4 protein-coding genes are annotated in these 16,543 nt (G+C 75.4%); all 4 read right to left on the bottom strand.

Annotated features, from left to right (window positions below; all coding sequences use genetic code 11):
- Positions 1–11: 11 nt before the first annotated feature.
- The 4 genes from ACFYZL_RS19175 to ACFYZL_RS19160 are packed head-to-tail and all read right to left on the bottom strand — an operon-like array spanning position 12 to position 16,540.
- Entirely contained in the window at positions 12–4,409 is a 4,398-nt protein-coding gene (locus ACFYZL_RS19175; RefSeq protein WP_388680206.1) for an amino acid adenylation domain-containing protein, read from the bottom strand.
- Positions 4,406–7,441 (bottom strand): type I polyketide synthase, encoded by a 3,036-nt coding sequence (locus ACFYZL_RS19170; RefSeq protein WP_388680203.1) that lies wholly within the window; start codon positions 7,439–7,441, stop codon positions 4,406–4,408. The genes ACFYZL_RS19175 and ACFYZL_RS19170 overlap by 4 nt, the downstream gene beginning before the upstream one ends.
- Positions 7,434–14,201 carry an amino acid adenylation domain-containing protein gene (locus ACFYZL_RS19165; protein WP_388680200.1) on the bottom strand — a complete coding sequence of 2,256 codons (6,768 nt, stop codon included), beginning with the start codon at positions 14,199–14,201 and terminating at the stop codon, positions 7,434–7,436. The genes ACFYZL_RS19170 and ACFYZL_RS19165 overlap by 8 nt, the downstream gene beginning before the upstream one ends.
- Positions 14,198–16,540 (bottom strand): acyltransferase domain-containing protein, encoded by a 2,343-nt coding sequence (locus ACFYZL_RS19160; RefSeq protein WP_388680197.1) that lies wholly within the window; start codon positions 16,538–16,540, stop codon positions 14,198–14,200. Before ACFYZL_RS19160 ends, ACFYZL_RS19165 begins: the two co-directional genes overlap by 4 nt.
- Positions 16,541–16,543: the final 3 nt, after the last annotated feature.

Genomic DNA, 16,543 nt, shown 5'->3' with positions numbered 1-16,543 from the left:
CGTGGGTGTGGTCAGCGCGGCTGCGGCAGGTACCCGGTGGCCGCGAACCAGTCGAGGTAGGTGCGAAGGAGTTGCGCGTCGAGCGGCGGGCACGCGACGCCGGTGCCGGCGAGGTGGGCCCGGGTGTCCGGGTCGTCGAAGCGCACGGCGACGAAGCCGCCGCCCGCCGGGTCGAAGAGGCTCAGCAGCGGGTAGGCCGCGTTGTCCGGGTCGGCCTTGATGAGGTCCACCCAGTCGCCGAGGCTCTTCTCGACCAGCGGATAGCCGAAGTCGCGTACGTGGCCGAGCACTTCGACGAGCGGTACGGGCCGGGTGTTGACCTGGTGGTGGATTCCGCCGAGGGCTTCGGGACGCCGGGCCACGGCCACGATGGCCCGGGCCACGTAGTCGACGGGCACCAGGTCCGCCTCGGCGGTGATGCCCTCGGGTACCGCGCCCGCCTGGACGCAGCCCTTGACGACGCGCCACAGGAAGTCGTCGGCCTGGCAGGCGCCGGTGACCGTGTGTCCCGCGATACGGGCAGGCCGGTGCACGGTCACGGGCACGCCCTCGGCCCTGGCCAGGGCGATGACCTGCTCGGCCACCCACTTGCTCTGGGTGTAGCCCTGGCGCAGCAGCTCGGGCGGCCCGGCCGGGGAGGCCTCGGTGTGGGCACCGCCGTCCGCGGCCGCCCCGGCGAACACGCCCACGGTGGACACGTGGTGCACGGCCGCACGGCCGGTGGCGGCGGCCAGCCGCAGCACCTCGCGGGTGCCGTCGACGGTGGCGGGCTTGAGTTCCTCGTAGGGCAGGACCAGGTTGACGGCGGCTCCCGCGTGGTAGACCGCGTCGACGCACGCCGTGAGGTCCTCGTAGGTCGCGGGGTCGAGGCCCAGCTTCGGCGCCGCCAGGTCGCCGGGGACGGCGCGCACCCGGTGGGCGCGCTCCGGCTCCCACAGCCCGTATCCCGACAGTACCCGCTCGAGGCGCTGCCGGGCGGCGACCGCGTCGGCGGCTCGCACCAGGCAGTGCACGGTGGCGCCGGTGTCCCGGAGCAGGGCGTCGAGCAGGAAGGCGCCGAGGAACCCGGTGGCGCCGGTGAGCAGGATGTGGTGCTCACCGCCGGGAAGCGCGTGGGCGCGGTAGCCGCTGATGCCCTCACCGAGGACGATGTCGGCGCGCATGGCCTCCAGGGGCGCCACCGGGGCCTCCGCGCCGGCGCCGGCCTCGTCGAGGACGGCGGCGATGCCGGCCGCGGTGGGATCGGAGAACAGCACGCGCAGGGGGAGTTCGGTGGCGAACTCCTCACGGAGCCGGAAGACCAGGCGGGTCGCCAGCAGCGAGTGGCCGCCCAGATCGAAGAAGTTGTCGTGCACACCGACCCGGTCCAGGCCGAGTACGTCGCGCCAGGCGGCGACCACGCGGACTTCGGTGGAGGTGCGGGGCGCGACGTACGCGGCCCCGCCGGCGGCGCGGACCGGTTCGGGCACGGGCAGTGCCTTGCGGTCCACCTTGCCGTTCACGGTGAGCGGCAGCGCGTCGAGGACCACGACGGCCGTGGGGACCATGTAGGCGGGCAGCCGCTCGGCGAGGTGCTCGCGCAGCACGGCGGCCGTCGTCGCGTCGGACTCGCCGGCCCGTGCACCGGGCTCGCGGGTGGCATAGCCGTACAGGTGGAGTTCGCCGTCGGCGCCGCGCTGCGGGACGACCACGGCGGCGTGCACGTCGGAGTGGTCGAGGAGCACGGCCTCCACCTCGCCGGTCTCGATGCGGTAGCCGCGGATCTTGACCTGGTGGTCCGCGCGGCCGACGTACTCGAACTCGCCGCGGGCGGTGAGCCGCGCGAGGTCGCCGCTCTTGTACAGGCGGGCGCCGGGGCGGTCGGAGAAGGGGTGCGGGACGAACCGGTCGGCCGTCTTGTACGGGTCGCGGAAGTAGCAGCGGGCGAGGCCGGGTCCGCCGACGTACAGCTCTCCGGTGACGCCGATCGGCACCGGTTGGAGCAGGTCGTCGAGGGCGTACAGCTCCATGTCGGGCATGGGCCGGCCGATCGGGCTGCGGCGGTTCAGGCGTACGTCGTCCGCGGTCATCTCGCGGATGGTGACGTGGATGGTCTCGGTGATGCCGTACATGTTGACCAGGCGCGGGCCGCGGTCGCCGTGGCGTTCGAACCAGCTGGCGAGGGTGCCGGACTCCAGGGCCTCACCGCCGAAGATGATCACCCGCAGCGGGAGGGTGTCCGGGTCGTGTCCGGCGTCGACGGCGGCGAAGTGCACGAACGCCGACGGGGTCTGGTTGAGCACGGTGATGCCCTCGGCGCGGACGAGGGCGTAGTAGGCCTCCGGGTCGCGGGCGGTTTCCGTGGGCACGACCACCAGCCGGCCGCCGTGCAGCCAGGCGCCCCACATCTCGACGACGGACACGTCGAAGGCGTAGCTGTGCAGCATGGGCCAGGTGTCGTGCTCGTCGAACGCATAGGTGCTGGTGGCGGTCATGGCCGCGAACATGCGGGCCACGGTCGCGTGGCTGACCTGGACGCCCTTGGGGGTGCCGGTGGAGCCGGAGGTGTAGATGACGTACGCGGTGTTGTCGGGCTCCTGGGGGACCGGGTCGCGCGGCGGCACCGGGCGGGCGGGGTCCGGGAAGGGCTCCTCGGGCCGGTCGATGACCAGGAGGTGGCCCTCGTACTCGGGCAGGGCGGAGCGCAGCCCGTCATGCGTGATCAGCACGTGCGGGGTGGCGTCGCCGAGAATGCGGGCGAGCCGGGCGGCCGGGTAGAGCGGGTCCATCGGGACGTAGGCGCCGCCGGCCTTGAACACGCCCAGGATGGCGACGGCGGTGTCGAGGCCGCGGTCGAGGAAGAGGCCGACCAGGGTCTCGCGGCCGACACCCGCGGCGCGCAGCCGCAGCGCCAGCGCCTCGGCACGGCGGTCGACTTCGGCGTACGTGAGACTCTCGCCGCCGCAGGACACGGCGACGGCCTCGGGTCGCTGCCGGGCGTGCCGGGCGAAGGTCTCGTGCAGGCACTCGGTGACCGGGAAGTCGCGGGCCTTGCGGCCGATCTCGAGGACGCGGCGGCGCTCGGTGGCGCTGAGCATCGGCAGCCGGGACAGCCGGGTGGCGGGCTCGGCCAGGGCGCCTTCGAGGAGCACCAGGTAGCGGTCCAGCATGCGCTCGACGGTGGTGCGGTCGAACAGGTCGCTGTCGTACTCGAGGGTGGCGACCCATCCGTCGGGGCGCTTGCCGATGATGAGCTGGAGGTCGAAGCGGGAGGTGCCGTTGTGCGTCTCGACGGCCTCGGCGGCCACTCCCGGGAGGTCCAGGGCCGTGGTGGTCGCGTTCTGGAGGATGAACATGGTGCGGAACAGCGGGGCGAGGTGGCCGCCGCGGTCGGGCCGCAGGTCCTCGACGATCTTCTCGAAGGGCAGGCCCTGGTGGGCGTACGCGCCGACGGCGGTCTTGCGGACGCGCTTGACCAGTTCGCCGAAGTCCGGGTCGGCGCTGAGGTCGACACGCAGGGGGAGGGTGTTGACGAAGAGGCCGATCAGGTCTTCGGTCTCCACGTCGGAGCGTCCCGCGATCGGGGTGCCGATCACGATCTCGCTCTGTCCCGTGCAGCGCTGGAGCAGCGCGCCGTATCCGGCGAGCAGCACCATGTACGGGGTGAAGCCGCGGCTCTTGGCCAGGCCCGCGACCGCGTCCATGAGCGGCTCCGGGATCTCCCGGCGGATGCGGGCGCCGCGGTAGCCGGGCTCCTCGGGGCGGGGCCGGTCGGTGGGCAGTTCGAGGCCGGGCAGGTCGCCGGCGAGCTTCTCGCGCCAGTACGCGAGGTCGGCCGCCATGGCTCCGCTCTCGAAGCGCTGCCGCTGGCGGGCGCCGAACTCGGCGTAACGGCACGTGGGTTCGGAAAGGCCCGCGTCCGCAGCCCCGGAAGCCAGCTCCCGATAGGCGGTGTTGAACTCGCGGATCAGCACGTCCAGGGACCAGCCGTCGCACACGAGGTGGTGGACGGTGAGCGCGAGGACGTGCTCGTCGTCCGCGAGCCGGGCCAGACCCACGCGCAGCAGCGGGGGCCGGTCGAGGGCGAAGGGGGCGGTGGCCTGCGCGTGCAGCCAGGCGCTCAGGGTCCGCTCCCCCTCGCCGCCACCGCCACCGGGGCCGAAGTCGGCCACCGCGAGGGCCACGTCGGCCTCCTCCGGAGGCAGGACGCGGTTCCCGGGGACGCCCTGGTGGACGCCGAAACCGGTGCGCAGGGTGTCGTGGCGGCGTACGACCGCCCGGAAGGCGCCGTGCACGGCTCGGACGTCGAGGGGGCCCGTCAGACGCACGGCGAGCGGGATGTTCTGCAGCGCGGTTCCGGGCACGAGTTCTTCCATGAACCACATGCGCTGCTGTGCGAACGACAGCGGTTCGCTGGTCGGGATGGTCACTGCTCCACCGCCTCGGCAGGGTTGTCGGTCTGTGCGCGGAGGGCGAGTTCGGCCATCCGCCGTACGGTCGGCTCGTCGAGGAAGTCCTCGAGGGGCAGTTCGACCTTGAAGAGCCGGTTGGCTCGGGAGATCAGCTGGGAAGCGTTGAGCGAGTCGCCGCCGAGCATGAAGAGGTCGGCGTCGGGGCCGATGTCGTCGATGCCGAGCAGTTCGCGCCACAGTTCGGTGATCTGCGCCACGGGGCCCGCGACGGGGGCCGGCGGCGCGGGGGCCGGGGCGGGTGCGTCCGGCGCGGCGGCGGCGTGCGCGGACTCGGCGGGCAGGGCCTGCGCCGAGTCCGCCGCGGGTGCCTGCGCTGCCCGCGCGTCGGGGACGTGTACGGGGGCGGGGAGGGCCTCCGGCGACTCCACCGGATCGATCCAGTGCCGTCGGCGGTTCATCGGGTGGCCCGGCAGGTCGGTCACGCGGCCCGCGTCCGGGGCGGCCTCCTGCAGGTCGACGTGGACCCCGCGGGCCCAGGCCTGGCCCAGGGCCTCCCGCAGCAGGCGCCGGTCGGAGCCGGTCCCGCGGGCCCCGCGGACGGTGGTCACCGGCCACAGGTCGGGACCGCCCACCTGGGCGGCGAAGCGGCCCAGGGCCCGTCCGGGGCCGAGCTCCAGCAGCACCGGCGAGGGCTCGGCGGCGAGCAGGGCCGCGACCCCGTCGGCGAACCGTACGGCGGCCCGGGCCTGGCCGGCCCAGTACCGGGGATCGGTCGCCTGGCCATCGGTGATCCAGGTGCCGGTCACGTTGGAGACGAAGGGGATGGCCGGAGTGCGCAGCGCGACCGAGGCGACCAGGTCCGCGAACGGGCCCACCATCGGGTCGAGCATCGCGGAGTGGAACGCGTGCGAGGTGACCAGCCGCCTGGCGCCCACCCCGCGCTCGGCGAGCAGCGCCTCGGCCCGGGCGACGGCCTCCCGCGTCCCGGAGAGCACGCACCGCGCCGGGGCGTTGAGGGCGGCGACCGCCAGCTCGGGGCCTTCGAGCGTACGGGCCTCGGCCTCGGGCAGCTCGACGGCCAGCATGGCGCCCGGGGGGCACTCGGCCATCATCCGGCCGCGCGCGGCGACCAGTCGCACCGCGTCCTCCAGGGTGAACACGCCCGCCAGGCAGGCCGCCGTCCACTCGCCCAGACTGTGGCCGAGCATCGCGGCGGGCGTCACGCCCCGGGCGGTCCACCAGCGGGCGAGCGCGTACTCGACGGCGAACAGGGCGGGCTGGGCGAGCCGGGTGTCGACCAGGGGGTCGACCGCGCCCGGCTCCGCCGGGGCGGACAGCAGGGAGACGAGGTCGATGCCGGTGTGCGGAGCGAGCAGTTCGGCGCACTCGGCGATGTGTCGGGCGAACTCCGGCTCGGATGCCAGCAGTTCGGAGGTCATGCCCTGGTACTGGGTGCCCTGGCCGGGGAAGAGGAACACGGCGGGGGCGGGTGCCGGGGCGTGCCGGGCGGGGGCCCGCCGCAGCTGTGCGGCGGCCTCGGCCGGGGTCGCGGCCACGACGGCGGCCCGGTGCGGGAAGCGCCGGCGGCCCGCGGCCAGCGTGCGGGCCACGTCCGGCAGCGCGTCCTCGGGGGCCCGCTCCAGTACGCCGGCCAGTCGGGCGGCGGTCTCGGCGAGCGCGTCGGGGGTGCGGGCGGAGAGCACCAGCAGCCGGTCGGGTGTCCGGTCGACCCCCGTGGCCCGGCCCGCCGGGGCCTGCTCCAGGACGACGTGGACGTTGGTGCCGCCGACGCCGAGCGAGCTGACCCCGGCCCGGCGGGGGCCGTCGCCGACCGGCCAGGGCCGCAGCCGGTCGTTGACCGCGAAGGGCGACTTGTCGCTGGTACGCGGGTTGCGGTTGCGGTAGTGCAGGCTGGACGGCAGCTGCCCCTCGCGCACCGCGAGTACGGCCTTGATGAGCCCGATGACCCCCGAAGCGGCGTTCAGGTGGCCGATGTTGGTCTTCACCGAGCCGATGGCCACGGCACCGGGTGACACTCCCTGGGCCGCGAACACCTCGTCCAGGGCGGCCAGTTCGATGGGGTCGCCGATGGCGGTGCCGGTGCCGTGCGCCTCGACGTAGCCGATCGAGGCCGGGCTGACGCCTGCGGCGAAGTAGGCGTCGGTGAGCACCTGGATCTGACCGTCGACGCTGGGCGCCGCGTAGCCGGCCTTGCGGGCACCGTCGTTGTTGACGGCGGACCCGAGGATCACGGCGTGCACCCGGTCCCCGTCGGCGATCGCGTCGGAGAGCCGCTTGAGGGCCACCACGCCGACGCCGCTGCCGAAGACGGTGCCGGCCGCCTCGGCGTCGAAGGCCCGGCAGTAGCCGTCCGGCGACTGGATGCCGCCGGTCTCGTACACGTACCCCCAGTCCTGGGGGAGTTTGAGCGAGGCGCCGCCCGCCAGGGCCATGTCGCACTGGTAGTCCAGCAGGGCGCGGGCCGCCTCCGCGACCGCGACCAGCGAGGTGGAGCAGGCGGTCTGCACGGTGACGGCGGGTCCGGTCAGGCCCAGACGGTGCGCGACGCGGCTGGTCAGGTAGTCCTTGTCGTTGCCGTGCAGCAGGGCGGCCGGGTACTCGCCGAGCAGCTTGCCGCGCGAGAGGCCGGGCAGCACGTTGAACACGAGGTACGAGTTGAACGAGACGCCGCCCCAGACCCCGATGCGGCCCGGGTAGCGCTCCGGGTCGCAGCCGGCGTCCTCCAGCGTGGCCCAGCACTGCTCCAGGAAGAGCCGCTGCTGCGGGTCGGCCAGTGCGGCCTCGCGCGGGGTCATGCCGAAGAACTCCGCGTCGAAGTCCTCGGCGCCCTTGATGCGCGCGACCGCCGGCACGTACCCCTCGGGCGCATCGGCCGGTACGTCGAGCCGCTCGATCGATTCGACGCCGCCGACCAGGTTCTCCCAGAAACCGCGCACGTCGTCGGCGCCGGGCACCCGGCAGGCCAGGCCCACGACCGCGATCTTCTCCGGCTCGTCCCCGAAGTCCTCAGCTCCCACGAGCTCAGCCATCCCCCTGTCCCCTTCTCATCCGGCGCCGCCGGTCGGCGGCCCGTCTGGCGCGTTCGGCCGCCTCGTCGCGCGCGGCCTGGTCGTTGCTCGGTCGGTGTGCGGCCCCGGCGCCCGCCACGTCACCGGTCCCGTCGAACGGCCCATCCGCGAGCAGGCCGTCGAGGTGGGCGGCGAGCGCGGCCACGGTCGGGTACCGCAGCAACTCGACCACCGGTACGTCGACGCCGAGGTCGGCACGGATCCGCAGTTGGAGCGGGACCAGTTGGAGCGAATGGCCGCCCCGGCCGAAGAACGTGTCCTCGCGCCCGATGTCCGCGACGCCGAGCAGCTCCTGCCACAGGGCGCGGACCCGCTCCTCGGTCCGGGTGGCAGGCGTGCGGGCGGCCGCCGCGCCCCGCTGCGGGCGCCGGGCGCGCAGCGCCTCGACGTCCACCTTGCCGTTGGCGGTGAGCGGGAGCTCCCCCACCACCTCGACCGTGCCGGGCACCATCGCGGCGGGCAGCCGGGTCAGCAGGTGGCCGCGCAGGGCCGGGCCGTCGGCGGAGCCGTCGGTGGTGGCCCAGGCGGCGAGGGTGAGCTCCCCGGTGGTGTCGGTGACGGCGGCGGCCACGGCGGCCGTGACGGCCGGGTGGGCGCGCAGGGCGTGCTCGACGCCCGTGAGGTCGACGCGGTGGCCGCGCACCTTGACCTGGCGGTCGCCGCGGCCGGCGAACACCACGGTGCCGTCGGGCCGGTGCCGGCCGAGGTCGCCGGTGCGGTACAGCCGCTCGCCGTGGCGGCCCGCCGGGTCGGCGGTGAAACGGTCCTCCTCGTCGGGGCCGAGGTAGCCGTCGGCGAGGTGGGCGGTGCGGACGACGATCTCGCCGAGCTCGCCGGGTGCCGCGGGCAGGCCGCCGCGCAGGACCAGCAGCTGGGCGCCGTCGATGCCGGTGCCCAGCGGCACGGACTCGTCCGGAGCCGTTTCCCCCACCGGATGCCAGGCCGGGGCCTGCGGCGTCTCGGTGGCGCCGTAGAAGTTGACCAGCCGGGCGCGGGGGGCGAGCCGCCGCACGATGGCCGCCTCGTTGCCGGTGAGCCGGTCGCCGCCGAAGAACACGTACCGCAGGGCGGGCAGGCGGCCTTCGGCCAGGCCGCCGAGGAAGCGGGCCATGGGCGGGGTCAGGTGCAGCACGGTGATGCCCTCGGCGGCCAGCCAGGAGGCGAAGGCTTCGGGCGCGGCCAGGTCCTGCGCGGTGGGGACGTGCAGCCGGGCGCCCAGGGTGAGCGGCACGAACAGGTCGCGCAGCAGCGGGTCGTGGCTGAGTCCCGAGGTGAGGGCGAACCGGTCCGCGGCGCTCACCGCGAAGGTCCGGGTGTACCAGTCGACGAAGTGGGCCAGCGGGCCGTGGCTGCCCACGACCCCCTTGGGTTGCCCGGTGGTGCCCGAGGTGAAGGCGAGGTACGCGGTCTGGCCGGGCTCGGCCGGGACGGGCGCGGCGGTGCCGGCGGCGGTGGAACCGGCGGCGGGCGCGGCGACCACGCGGGCGAACGGGACCTCGGGGCCCAGCACGTCGGGCCGTTCGGCACCCGTCTCCAGCCACGCGGTCGCGGCGAGGCCGCGGGCGATCGCCTCGCGGCGCTCGACCGGGTGGGCCCGGTCCAGCAGGGCGAACGCGGCGCCCGTGCGCAGGGCCGCCAGGACCGCGACCACGAGGGCCGGGGTGCGCTCGGCGTGCACGGCGACGGTGCCCCCACGGCCGGTGCCGGCGGCCCCCAGCTCGGTGGCCAGGGAGGCCACCGCCTCGTGGAGCCGGCCGTAGGACCACTGCGCGCCGCGGTGGCACAGGGCGACCGCGTCGGGCGCGGCTTCGGCGGTGGCGGCGAACCGCTCGTGCACGGCCGCGGTCCACGGGCCGGGGGGCAGCGGGGCGGCCGGATCCGGCAGGGCGGCCGGGCGCGGTACGGGCAGCTCGTCGACGGCGCTGTCCGGATCCTCGGCGGCGGCGTCGAGCAGGCCCTCGAACTGGTCGAGGAACGCCAGGGCGGTCGCCTCGTCGAAGAGGGCGGCGTCGTAGACCAGGTCCAGGCCGAGCGAGCCGTCGGCGGCGGGCTTGGCGTACAGCGTGAGGTCGTAGCGGGCGGCGACGTCCTCCGCCTCGACGAGGCGGGCTTCGACCCCGGGCAGTTCGTGGCGCGAGTCGTCCAGGTTGAGCATGTTGAACAGCACCTGGAAGACGGGCGTACGGGTCAGGTCCCGGGCGGTTCCGAGGCGTTCGACCACGCGCTCGAAGGGCACGTCCTGGTGGGCGTCCGCATCCAGCGCGCTCGTGCGCACCCGACGAAGGGCCTCGCGGAAGGCGGGACCGCCGGACAGGTCGGTGCGGACCGCCACGGTGTTCACGTACAGGCCGACGGCGTGGTCGAGTTCGGGCCGCCCGCGGCCGGCCACGGGCATGCCGACCACGATGTCCTGCCGGCCCGACCAGCGGCGGAGTACCGCCTTGTAGCCGGTGAGCAGGGCCATGGAGAGCGAGGCGTGCTCGTGGGCGGCCAGGGTGCGCAGCCGCTCGGCGAGGCCGACGGGCAGGGTGCGGCGCACCCGGGCGGCGGGCCGCTGCCCGAGGTCGCGGCGGGGCCGGTCGGTGGGCAGATCCAGGGCGGCGGGCGCACCCGTCAGGGTGGCCACCCAGTGGGCGAGCTCCGCCTCGCCGGCCGGGCCGCTCTGCCGCTCGCGCTGCCAGGCGGCGAAGTCGGCGTACTGGACCACCGGTTCGGGCAGCGAGGCCTTCGGACCGCCGGTGTACTCGGCGTACAGCGCGGTCAGTTCGCGCACCACCAGACGCATGGACCACCCGTCGGCGGCGATGTGATGGACCGCCAGGCGCAGGATGTGCCGGTCTTCCGCGATCCGCACGAGCTGGGTGTGCAGGGGGGTGCGGGTGAGGTCGAAGGGTCGGCGGGTGAACCGCTCGGTCTCCTCGGCCAGGGCCCGCTCGCGCGCGGCGGGCTCCAGCGCGGCCAGGTCGACCAGCGGCAGCAGCTCCCCGGCCGGGACCTCGGCGATCACCTGGCGGGGGTCCCCGTGGTGGGCGGCGTACACGGTGCGCAGGGCCTCGTGGCGGCGTACCACCTCGGTGAGCGCGGCGCGCAGGGTGACGGTGTCGAGCCGTCCGTCCAGGTGGAGTTCGCCGGCGATGCGGTAGGCGAGCCCGCCGGGCTGGAGTTGCTCGACGAACCACAGCCGCTGCTGCGCCGAGGACAGCGGCAGCCCCTCGGCCTCGCGCGGCAGGGCGGGGATCGGGTCGTCCGCGGGCGCGAGCGCGGCACTGGTGCCGTCCGGGCCGCCCGCGAGGGCGTCGATGCGGGCGGCGACGGCGCCGAGCAGGGGTGCGTCGAAAAGGTCCCGCAACGGGAGTTCGACGCCGGTGCGCTCGTGCAGCCTGGCGGCCGCCTGGACGGCGAGCAGCGAATGTCCGCCCAGCTCGAAGAAGTTGGAGCCCGTGCCCAGCCGGTCGGTGCCGAGCAGGTCGGCCCACACTTCGGCGACGGCCTTCTCGGTGGGGGTGGTGGGCGGCGTACCGCCGTGCGCGCCGTCCTCGGGCAGCTCCTCGGGAGCGGGCAGCCGCTCCCGGTCCACCTTGCCGTTCGGGTTGAGCGGGAAGGCGCCCATGACGAACAGGTGCGAGGGGATCATCGCGGACGTGAGCCGCTCGGCCAGATGTGCGCGCAGGGCGGCGACCGTGGGCGCCTGCTCCGCGGGCTCCTCGAGGACGTATCCGGCCAGGATCAGCCGGCCGTCGCGGCCCGGACGGGCCATGACCACGGCCTCGCGCACGCCCGGGTGCGATTCGAGGGCGTCCTGGACCTCGCCGGGCTCGATCCGCACGCCGCGGATCTTGACTTGGTGGTCGGCGCGGCCGAGGTAGTGCAGGGTGCCGTCGCGGTCGAAGCGGACGCGGTCGCCGGTGCGGTAGACCCGGGCCCCCGGCTCGTCGGAGAAGGGGTGCGGCACGTACCGGTCGGCGGTGAGGTCGGGGCGGTTCTGGTAGCCGCGGGTGACACCCGTGCCGCCCAGGTACAGCTCGCCGACCACCCCTGGGGGGACCGGGCGCAGCGCGGCGTCGAGCACGTACAGCTCGGTGCCGGGCAGGGCGCGGCCGATGGGCGGGACGGTGCCGTCGGGCCGCAGGATCGCGGTGGTGCAGAAGACGGTGATCTCGGTGGGGCCGTAGGCGTTGCAGATCCGGCGGCCCGGGGACCAGGCGCGCACCAGGTCCGCGGAGATGGCCTCGCCGACGGAGGTGAGCTCGGTGACGGTGGGCGCGTCCTCGGGGTCCATGGTGGCCAGCACCGAGGGCGTGGCGCTGAGCGTGGTGATGCGCTCGCGGCCCAGGGTGGCGACGAGCGGCGGGCCGGGGCGCAGCTCCTCGCGCGGGGCGACCACCAGGGTGGCGCCGGTGGTCAGCGCCATCATCCATTCCCAGGTGCTGACGTCGAAGCTGATGGACGCGTTCTGCAGCACGCGGCGGCCGGGGAAGGCGGGCATCGACTCGCGGTGGGCGACGTCGAAGTCGACCAGTCCGGCGTGCTCGACCATGACGCCCTTGGGGCGGCCGGTGGAACCGGAGGTGTAGATGACGTACGCGAGCCGGCCGCCGTCGGGTTCGGGAAGCGCGGGAGCGTCCGCCGGGATCTCGTACTCGTCGTCGAGGAAGAGCACGGGCACGTCCACGGCGGGCAGCTTGCCCACGACGGAACGCTGGGCGAGGAGCAGGGCGACCGAGGAGTCCTCGATCATGTACTCCAGCCGCTTGACGGGGTAGGTGGGGTCGAGGGGGATGTACGCGCCGCCCGCCATCAGGATGGCCAGCATGCCCGCCCACAGCCGGGGGGTGCCGTCGCCGCTCAGACCCACCTTGGTCTCCGGGCCCACGCCGTGGGCGCGCAGCACGTACGCGAGCGCCGTGGCCCGCTCGGCGAGCTCGCGGTAGGTCATGCGCTCGCCGCCGCCTTCGACGGCGATCGCGTCGGGCGTACGGGCGGCCTGCGCCAGCACCAGTTCGTGTGCCCCGCGGTGGGTGAGGGCCGCCGGGTTCCCGGGGCGGCTCCACTCGGTGAGGACCTGGCGCAGGTCGGACTCCGACAACATCGGCAGCAGGCCGTGCGCGGTGTCGGGGGCGGCGACGCAGGCGGCGGCCAGCGCCTGGAAGTGACGGCCGAGGTTCTCGGCCGTCAGGCGGTCGAACAGGTCGGTGGCGTAGCGCAGGGAGCAGGTGAGCCGCCCGTCCACCTCCTCGGCGAAGACGGTGATGTCGTGCTCGCTGCCCTGGACGGGCAGCGGGTGCGGCTCCAGCACGAGGTCGCCGAGGGCGAGGCGGGCGCCGGCGGCGCCGGTGGCGAACAGGGACAGGCCCTGCTCGGTGGTGTAGGAGGCGGACTCGTAGTAGAAGGCGACGTCGAAGAGCGAGCCGCCGGCTCCGCTGTCCGCCAGGCCCTCGGCCACCAGCGGGTAGGGGTAGTCCTGGTGTTCCATGGCGTCCAGGGCGCTCTCGCGGACCTGCTCCAGCAGGGTGCGGAAGGTGTGCTCGGGCGCGATGCGCGTGCGCAGCACCATCAGGTTCGCGAAGTAGCCGACGACGTCCTCGAAGGCGGCCTTGCCGCGGCCGGTGGACACCGAGCCCAGCCATATGTCGTCCTGGCCGGTGTAGCGGTGCATGAGCAGGTTGAACGCGGTGAGTACGGCGGTGTAGAGGGTGCCGCCGCTCTCGCGAGCCAGTCGGCGCAGGCTCGCGGTGGTGTCCGCGTCGAGGGTGAAGGCGTGCACGGCCGTGCGGTGGCCGGGGCGTGCCGGGCGGCGCCGGTCGGCGGGCAGTTCGAGCCGGGGGACCTCGCCGGAGAGCTGCTCGGTCCAGTAGGCGGCGGCCGCGCGCCCCTTGGGGCCGTCGACGAGGGCGCGCTGCCAGCGGGTGTACTCCAGGTAGTCGGCGGCGGGCGCGGCCAGTGCGGCGGGCCGGCCTGCACGGACGGCGGGGTAGGCGTGCTGGAGGTCGCGCAGCATGAGCGAGAAGGCCCACAGGTCCGCGGCGATGTGGTGGGTGCCGAGGAGCAGGACGGCCTGCTCGGGGCCGGTGCGCACCACCCGCGCGCGCAGGAAGGCGCCCTCGCCGAGGTCGTACGGGCGCTCGGTGAAGGCGGTGACGGCCTCGCGGAGCGCGGCCTCGCCCCGGCCGGTGAGGTCCTGCTCCGAGAAGTCGACCTCCACGCCGGTGCGGACGCGCTGGACCAGCTCTCCGCCGCTCTGGACGACGGCGGTGCGCAGGACCGGGTGGTGGTCCTGCAGGACCTGCAGGGCGGTGCGCAGGGCGTCGGCGTGCAGCGGACCGGTGACCTTGGCGGCGAAGCACAGGTTGTAGGCGGGGCTGCCCGGGTGCATCTGGTCGAACAGCCACAGGGCGCGCTGGCCCTCGGAGACCGGATGGTCGGCGGGGGCGGCCGGGGCCGCCGTGACGGCCGGCACGGTTCCGCTGCCGGGCGCGGAAGCCGTTCCCCCGCCGGGGATGGTGGGCGCCGGGGAGGCGGCGGGGCCGGGAGCGTTCGCTCCGCGGGCGGCGGCACGGCGCAGCAGTTCGGCGCGCAGCAGGGCGCGGCGCGGATCCGCCGAGGCCGCTGCGGGGGCGTCCGAACGGGCGGCAGCCGGGGTGTCGGCCGGCGTGGCAGCCGGGGCGGCCGCCTGGGCCGGGGAGCCTGGGGCCGTGGGGGGCGTGGACTGGTGTGTGCTCATATCTCGCCCGCTGCGTCACCGGCCAGTCGGCCGAGCAGCGAGTCCACCTCCTCCGGAGAGAGCGCGTCGAGTTCGGCCAGCAGCCGTTCGATGTCCGCGGGGTCGTCGAGGTCGGGCAGGGGGGCGGGGCGGCCGCCGTCGGGGCCGGGCGCCGGGGCCTCGGCGAGGTCGGCTGCGAGGTCGGCGGCCGCGGCCAGTTCCTCGCCCAGTTCGGCCGCGAGGTCGGCGACCGTGGCGCCACGCAGGATGCGCACCAGGCCGATCTCGACCCCGAAGTCCCGCTCCAGGCGGCGACGCAGCTCCAGGCCCATGACGGAGTCCATGCCGAGCCGGTTGAGAGGCCGGTCGGCCGGCACCCGGTCGGGGCCGGAACGCAGCACCGATGCGGCGGCCCGGCGGACATGCCCGGTGAGCAGCTCCAGTCGGGCCTCCGGCCCGGCCGCGAGCAGCGCGGCGAGGTCGGGTGCCGCGTCGGTGTGGGCGTCCTCGGTCGGCACGGTCGCCTGGTCGGCCGGGGCGGCGGCGGAATCCGTCGTGTCCTTCGCCCGCCACGTGGACCGTGCGATGCGGAGCAGGGTCCCGCCCTGCTCGTCCAGGACGTGTACGGCGGTGCCCGCCGGATCCGGTGCCTCGCCGGCGTTCGGCGGGGCGGCCTGCGCCGTCGGTGCGGCCTGCGACATGGGCCCGGCGGGAGCCAGGTGCACCCAACGGGCAGCGGCACCGGACTCGTGGCGCTCGACACCGTGCAGGGCCGCCGGCGTGTGCGCGCCGAGGGCCGCGGCCGCCACCCGCAGGGCGACGTCGAGCTGCTCGCGCCGAGTGCCGGCGGTACCCGGGCGCAGCCGTACGAGCACCTCGTCCCCGCCGTGCCAGGCCGCCTCGACCGCGGTGTCGGCGACGGTGCCCGGCTCGGCGCAGCGGGCCGACAGCTCGACCAGGGACCCCGGTCCGGCGGACCGGTCTCCGGCGGACCGGTCTCCGGCGGGACCGCTCACGAGCGCGGTCTCCTCGGGCCGGGCCGTGGCCAGCCGCACCCAACCGCCCTGCGGCGCACGTCCGTACGCGGCGACGGCAGTGGCGCCGGGCGCCACGGGGGCGGCCGCGAGCGTGGCCTCCCCGGGCAGCGGTGCGGCGGCCGGCTCGAACCGCACGGCGGCGGGGCCGGCGGGCAGCAGCCCCAGCGCCGTGTCGGCCACGGCGGCGGCGAGCTGTGCGGCTCGGCCGCGCAGCGCGGGACGCGGGGTCTGCCCCGTGGTCGCGGCGAGGAAGCGGACGGCCCGGGGCGGGCCGGCGGCGGGGGCGCGCACGGCGCCCGCGGCGCGCAGCCGCCAGACGGTGCGCAGCAGGGACTCCTGTTCGCCTTCGGCGCGCCGCAGGCTGGGCAGGATCAGCGGCTCGATCCCACGGGCCGCGCAGATGTCGGCGAGCGAGGGGGAGAGCGTCGGATGGGCTCCGACCTCGACGAAGGTGCGGCAGCCCAGGGCCAGGAGGCGGTCCACGGCCTGGACGAAGCGGACCGGCCGGCGCAGGTTGTCTCCCCAGTACGCGGCGTCCAGCGCCTCGCCCGGTACGACGTCGCCGGTGACCGTGGACACCAGGGGTGCGGTGGTGGCACGCGGCGCGATGCCCTGGGCGGCGTCGGTGAACTCGGCGCGCAGGGGCTCCAGGTACCGGCTGTGGAAGGCGATCTCGCCGGGCAGGATCCGGCAGAACACCTCCTCGGCCGTCAGTTCGCCGACGACGGCCGCGACCGTGGCGGCCTCTCCGGCGATGAGGGTGGAGCCGGGCGCGTTCCAGGCGGCGACGTCGGCCCGGCCGCCGTGCCGGGCGATCCGGCCGGCCGCCTCCTCGGCGTCAACACCGAGGAGGGCGGTGCGTCCGGTGCCCACCGCACGGCGCATCAGCTCGCCGCGCAGACCGGCCAGCCGCAGCGCGCCGGGCAGGTCCAGCGCCCCGGCTGCCGCCGCGGCGGCGATCTCGCCGAGGCTGTGACCGGTGAACGCGTCGGCGACCACGCCCCGTTCGGCGAGCAGCCGGGCGAGAGCGATCTGCAGCGTCACCAGCACCGGCTGGAGGACGGCCGGGTCCTCCAGCCGCGACTCGTCCTGGGGAGCGGACAGTTCGCCGAGCAGGGACCAGCCGGCAGTGGTGCCGAGGATGGCGTCCGCCTCCTCGAACACGGCTCGTACGACCGGTTCGCGGTGCAGCAGCTCCCGGCCCATGCCCGGCCACTGGTTGCCCTGACCGGAGAACACGAGGGCGGTGCGGCCCGCCCCGTCGCCCGGGGCGGCGTCATCGGCCGCCACCGTCGTGTGGCCGGCCCAAGTCGATGTCGTCACTGG

The sequence above is a fragment of the Streptomyces sp. NPDC001717 genome (assembly GCF_042892775.1).
Taxonomy (GTDB): Bacteria; Actinomycetota; Actinomycetes; order Streptomycetales; family Streptomycetaceae; genus Streptomyces.
This window is presented reverse-complemented; position numbering and strand designations above follow the sequence as displayed.

Excerpts from the sequence above, each read along its gene's own strand:
- ACFYZL_RS19165 (WP_388680200.1), bottom strand. The coding sequence starts at position 14,201 with ATGAGCACACACCAGTCCACGCCCCCCACGGCCCCAGGCTCCCCGGCC.
- ACFYZL_RS19170 (WP_388680203.1), bottom strand. The coding sequence starts at position 7,441 with ATGGCTGAGCTCGTGGGAGCTGAGGACTTCGGGGACGAGCCGGAGAAG.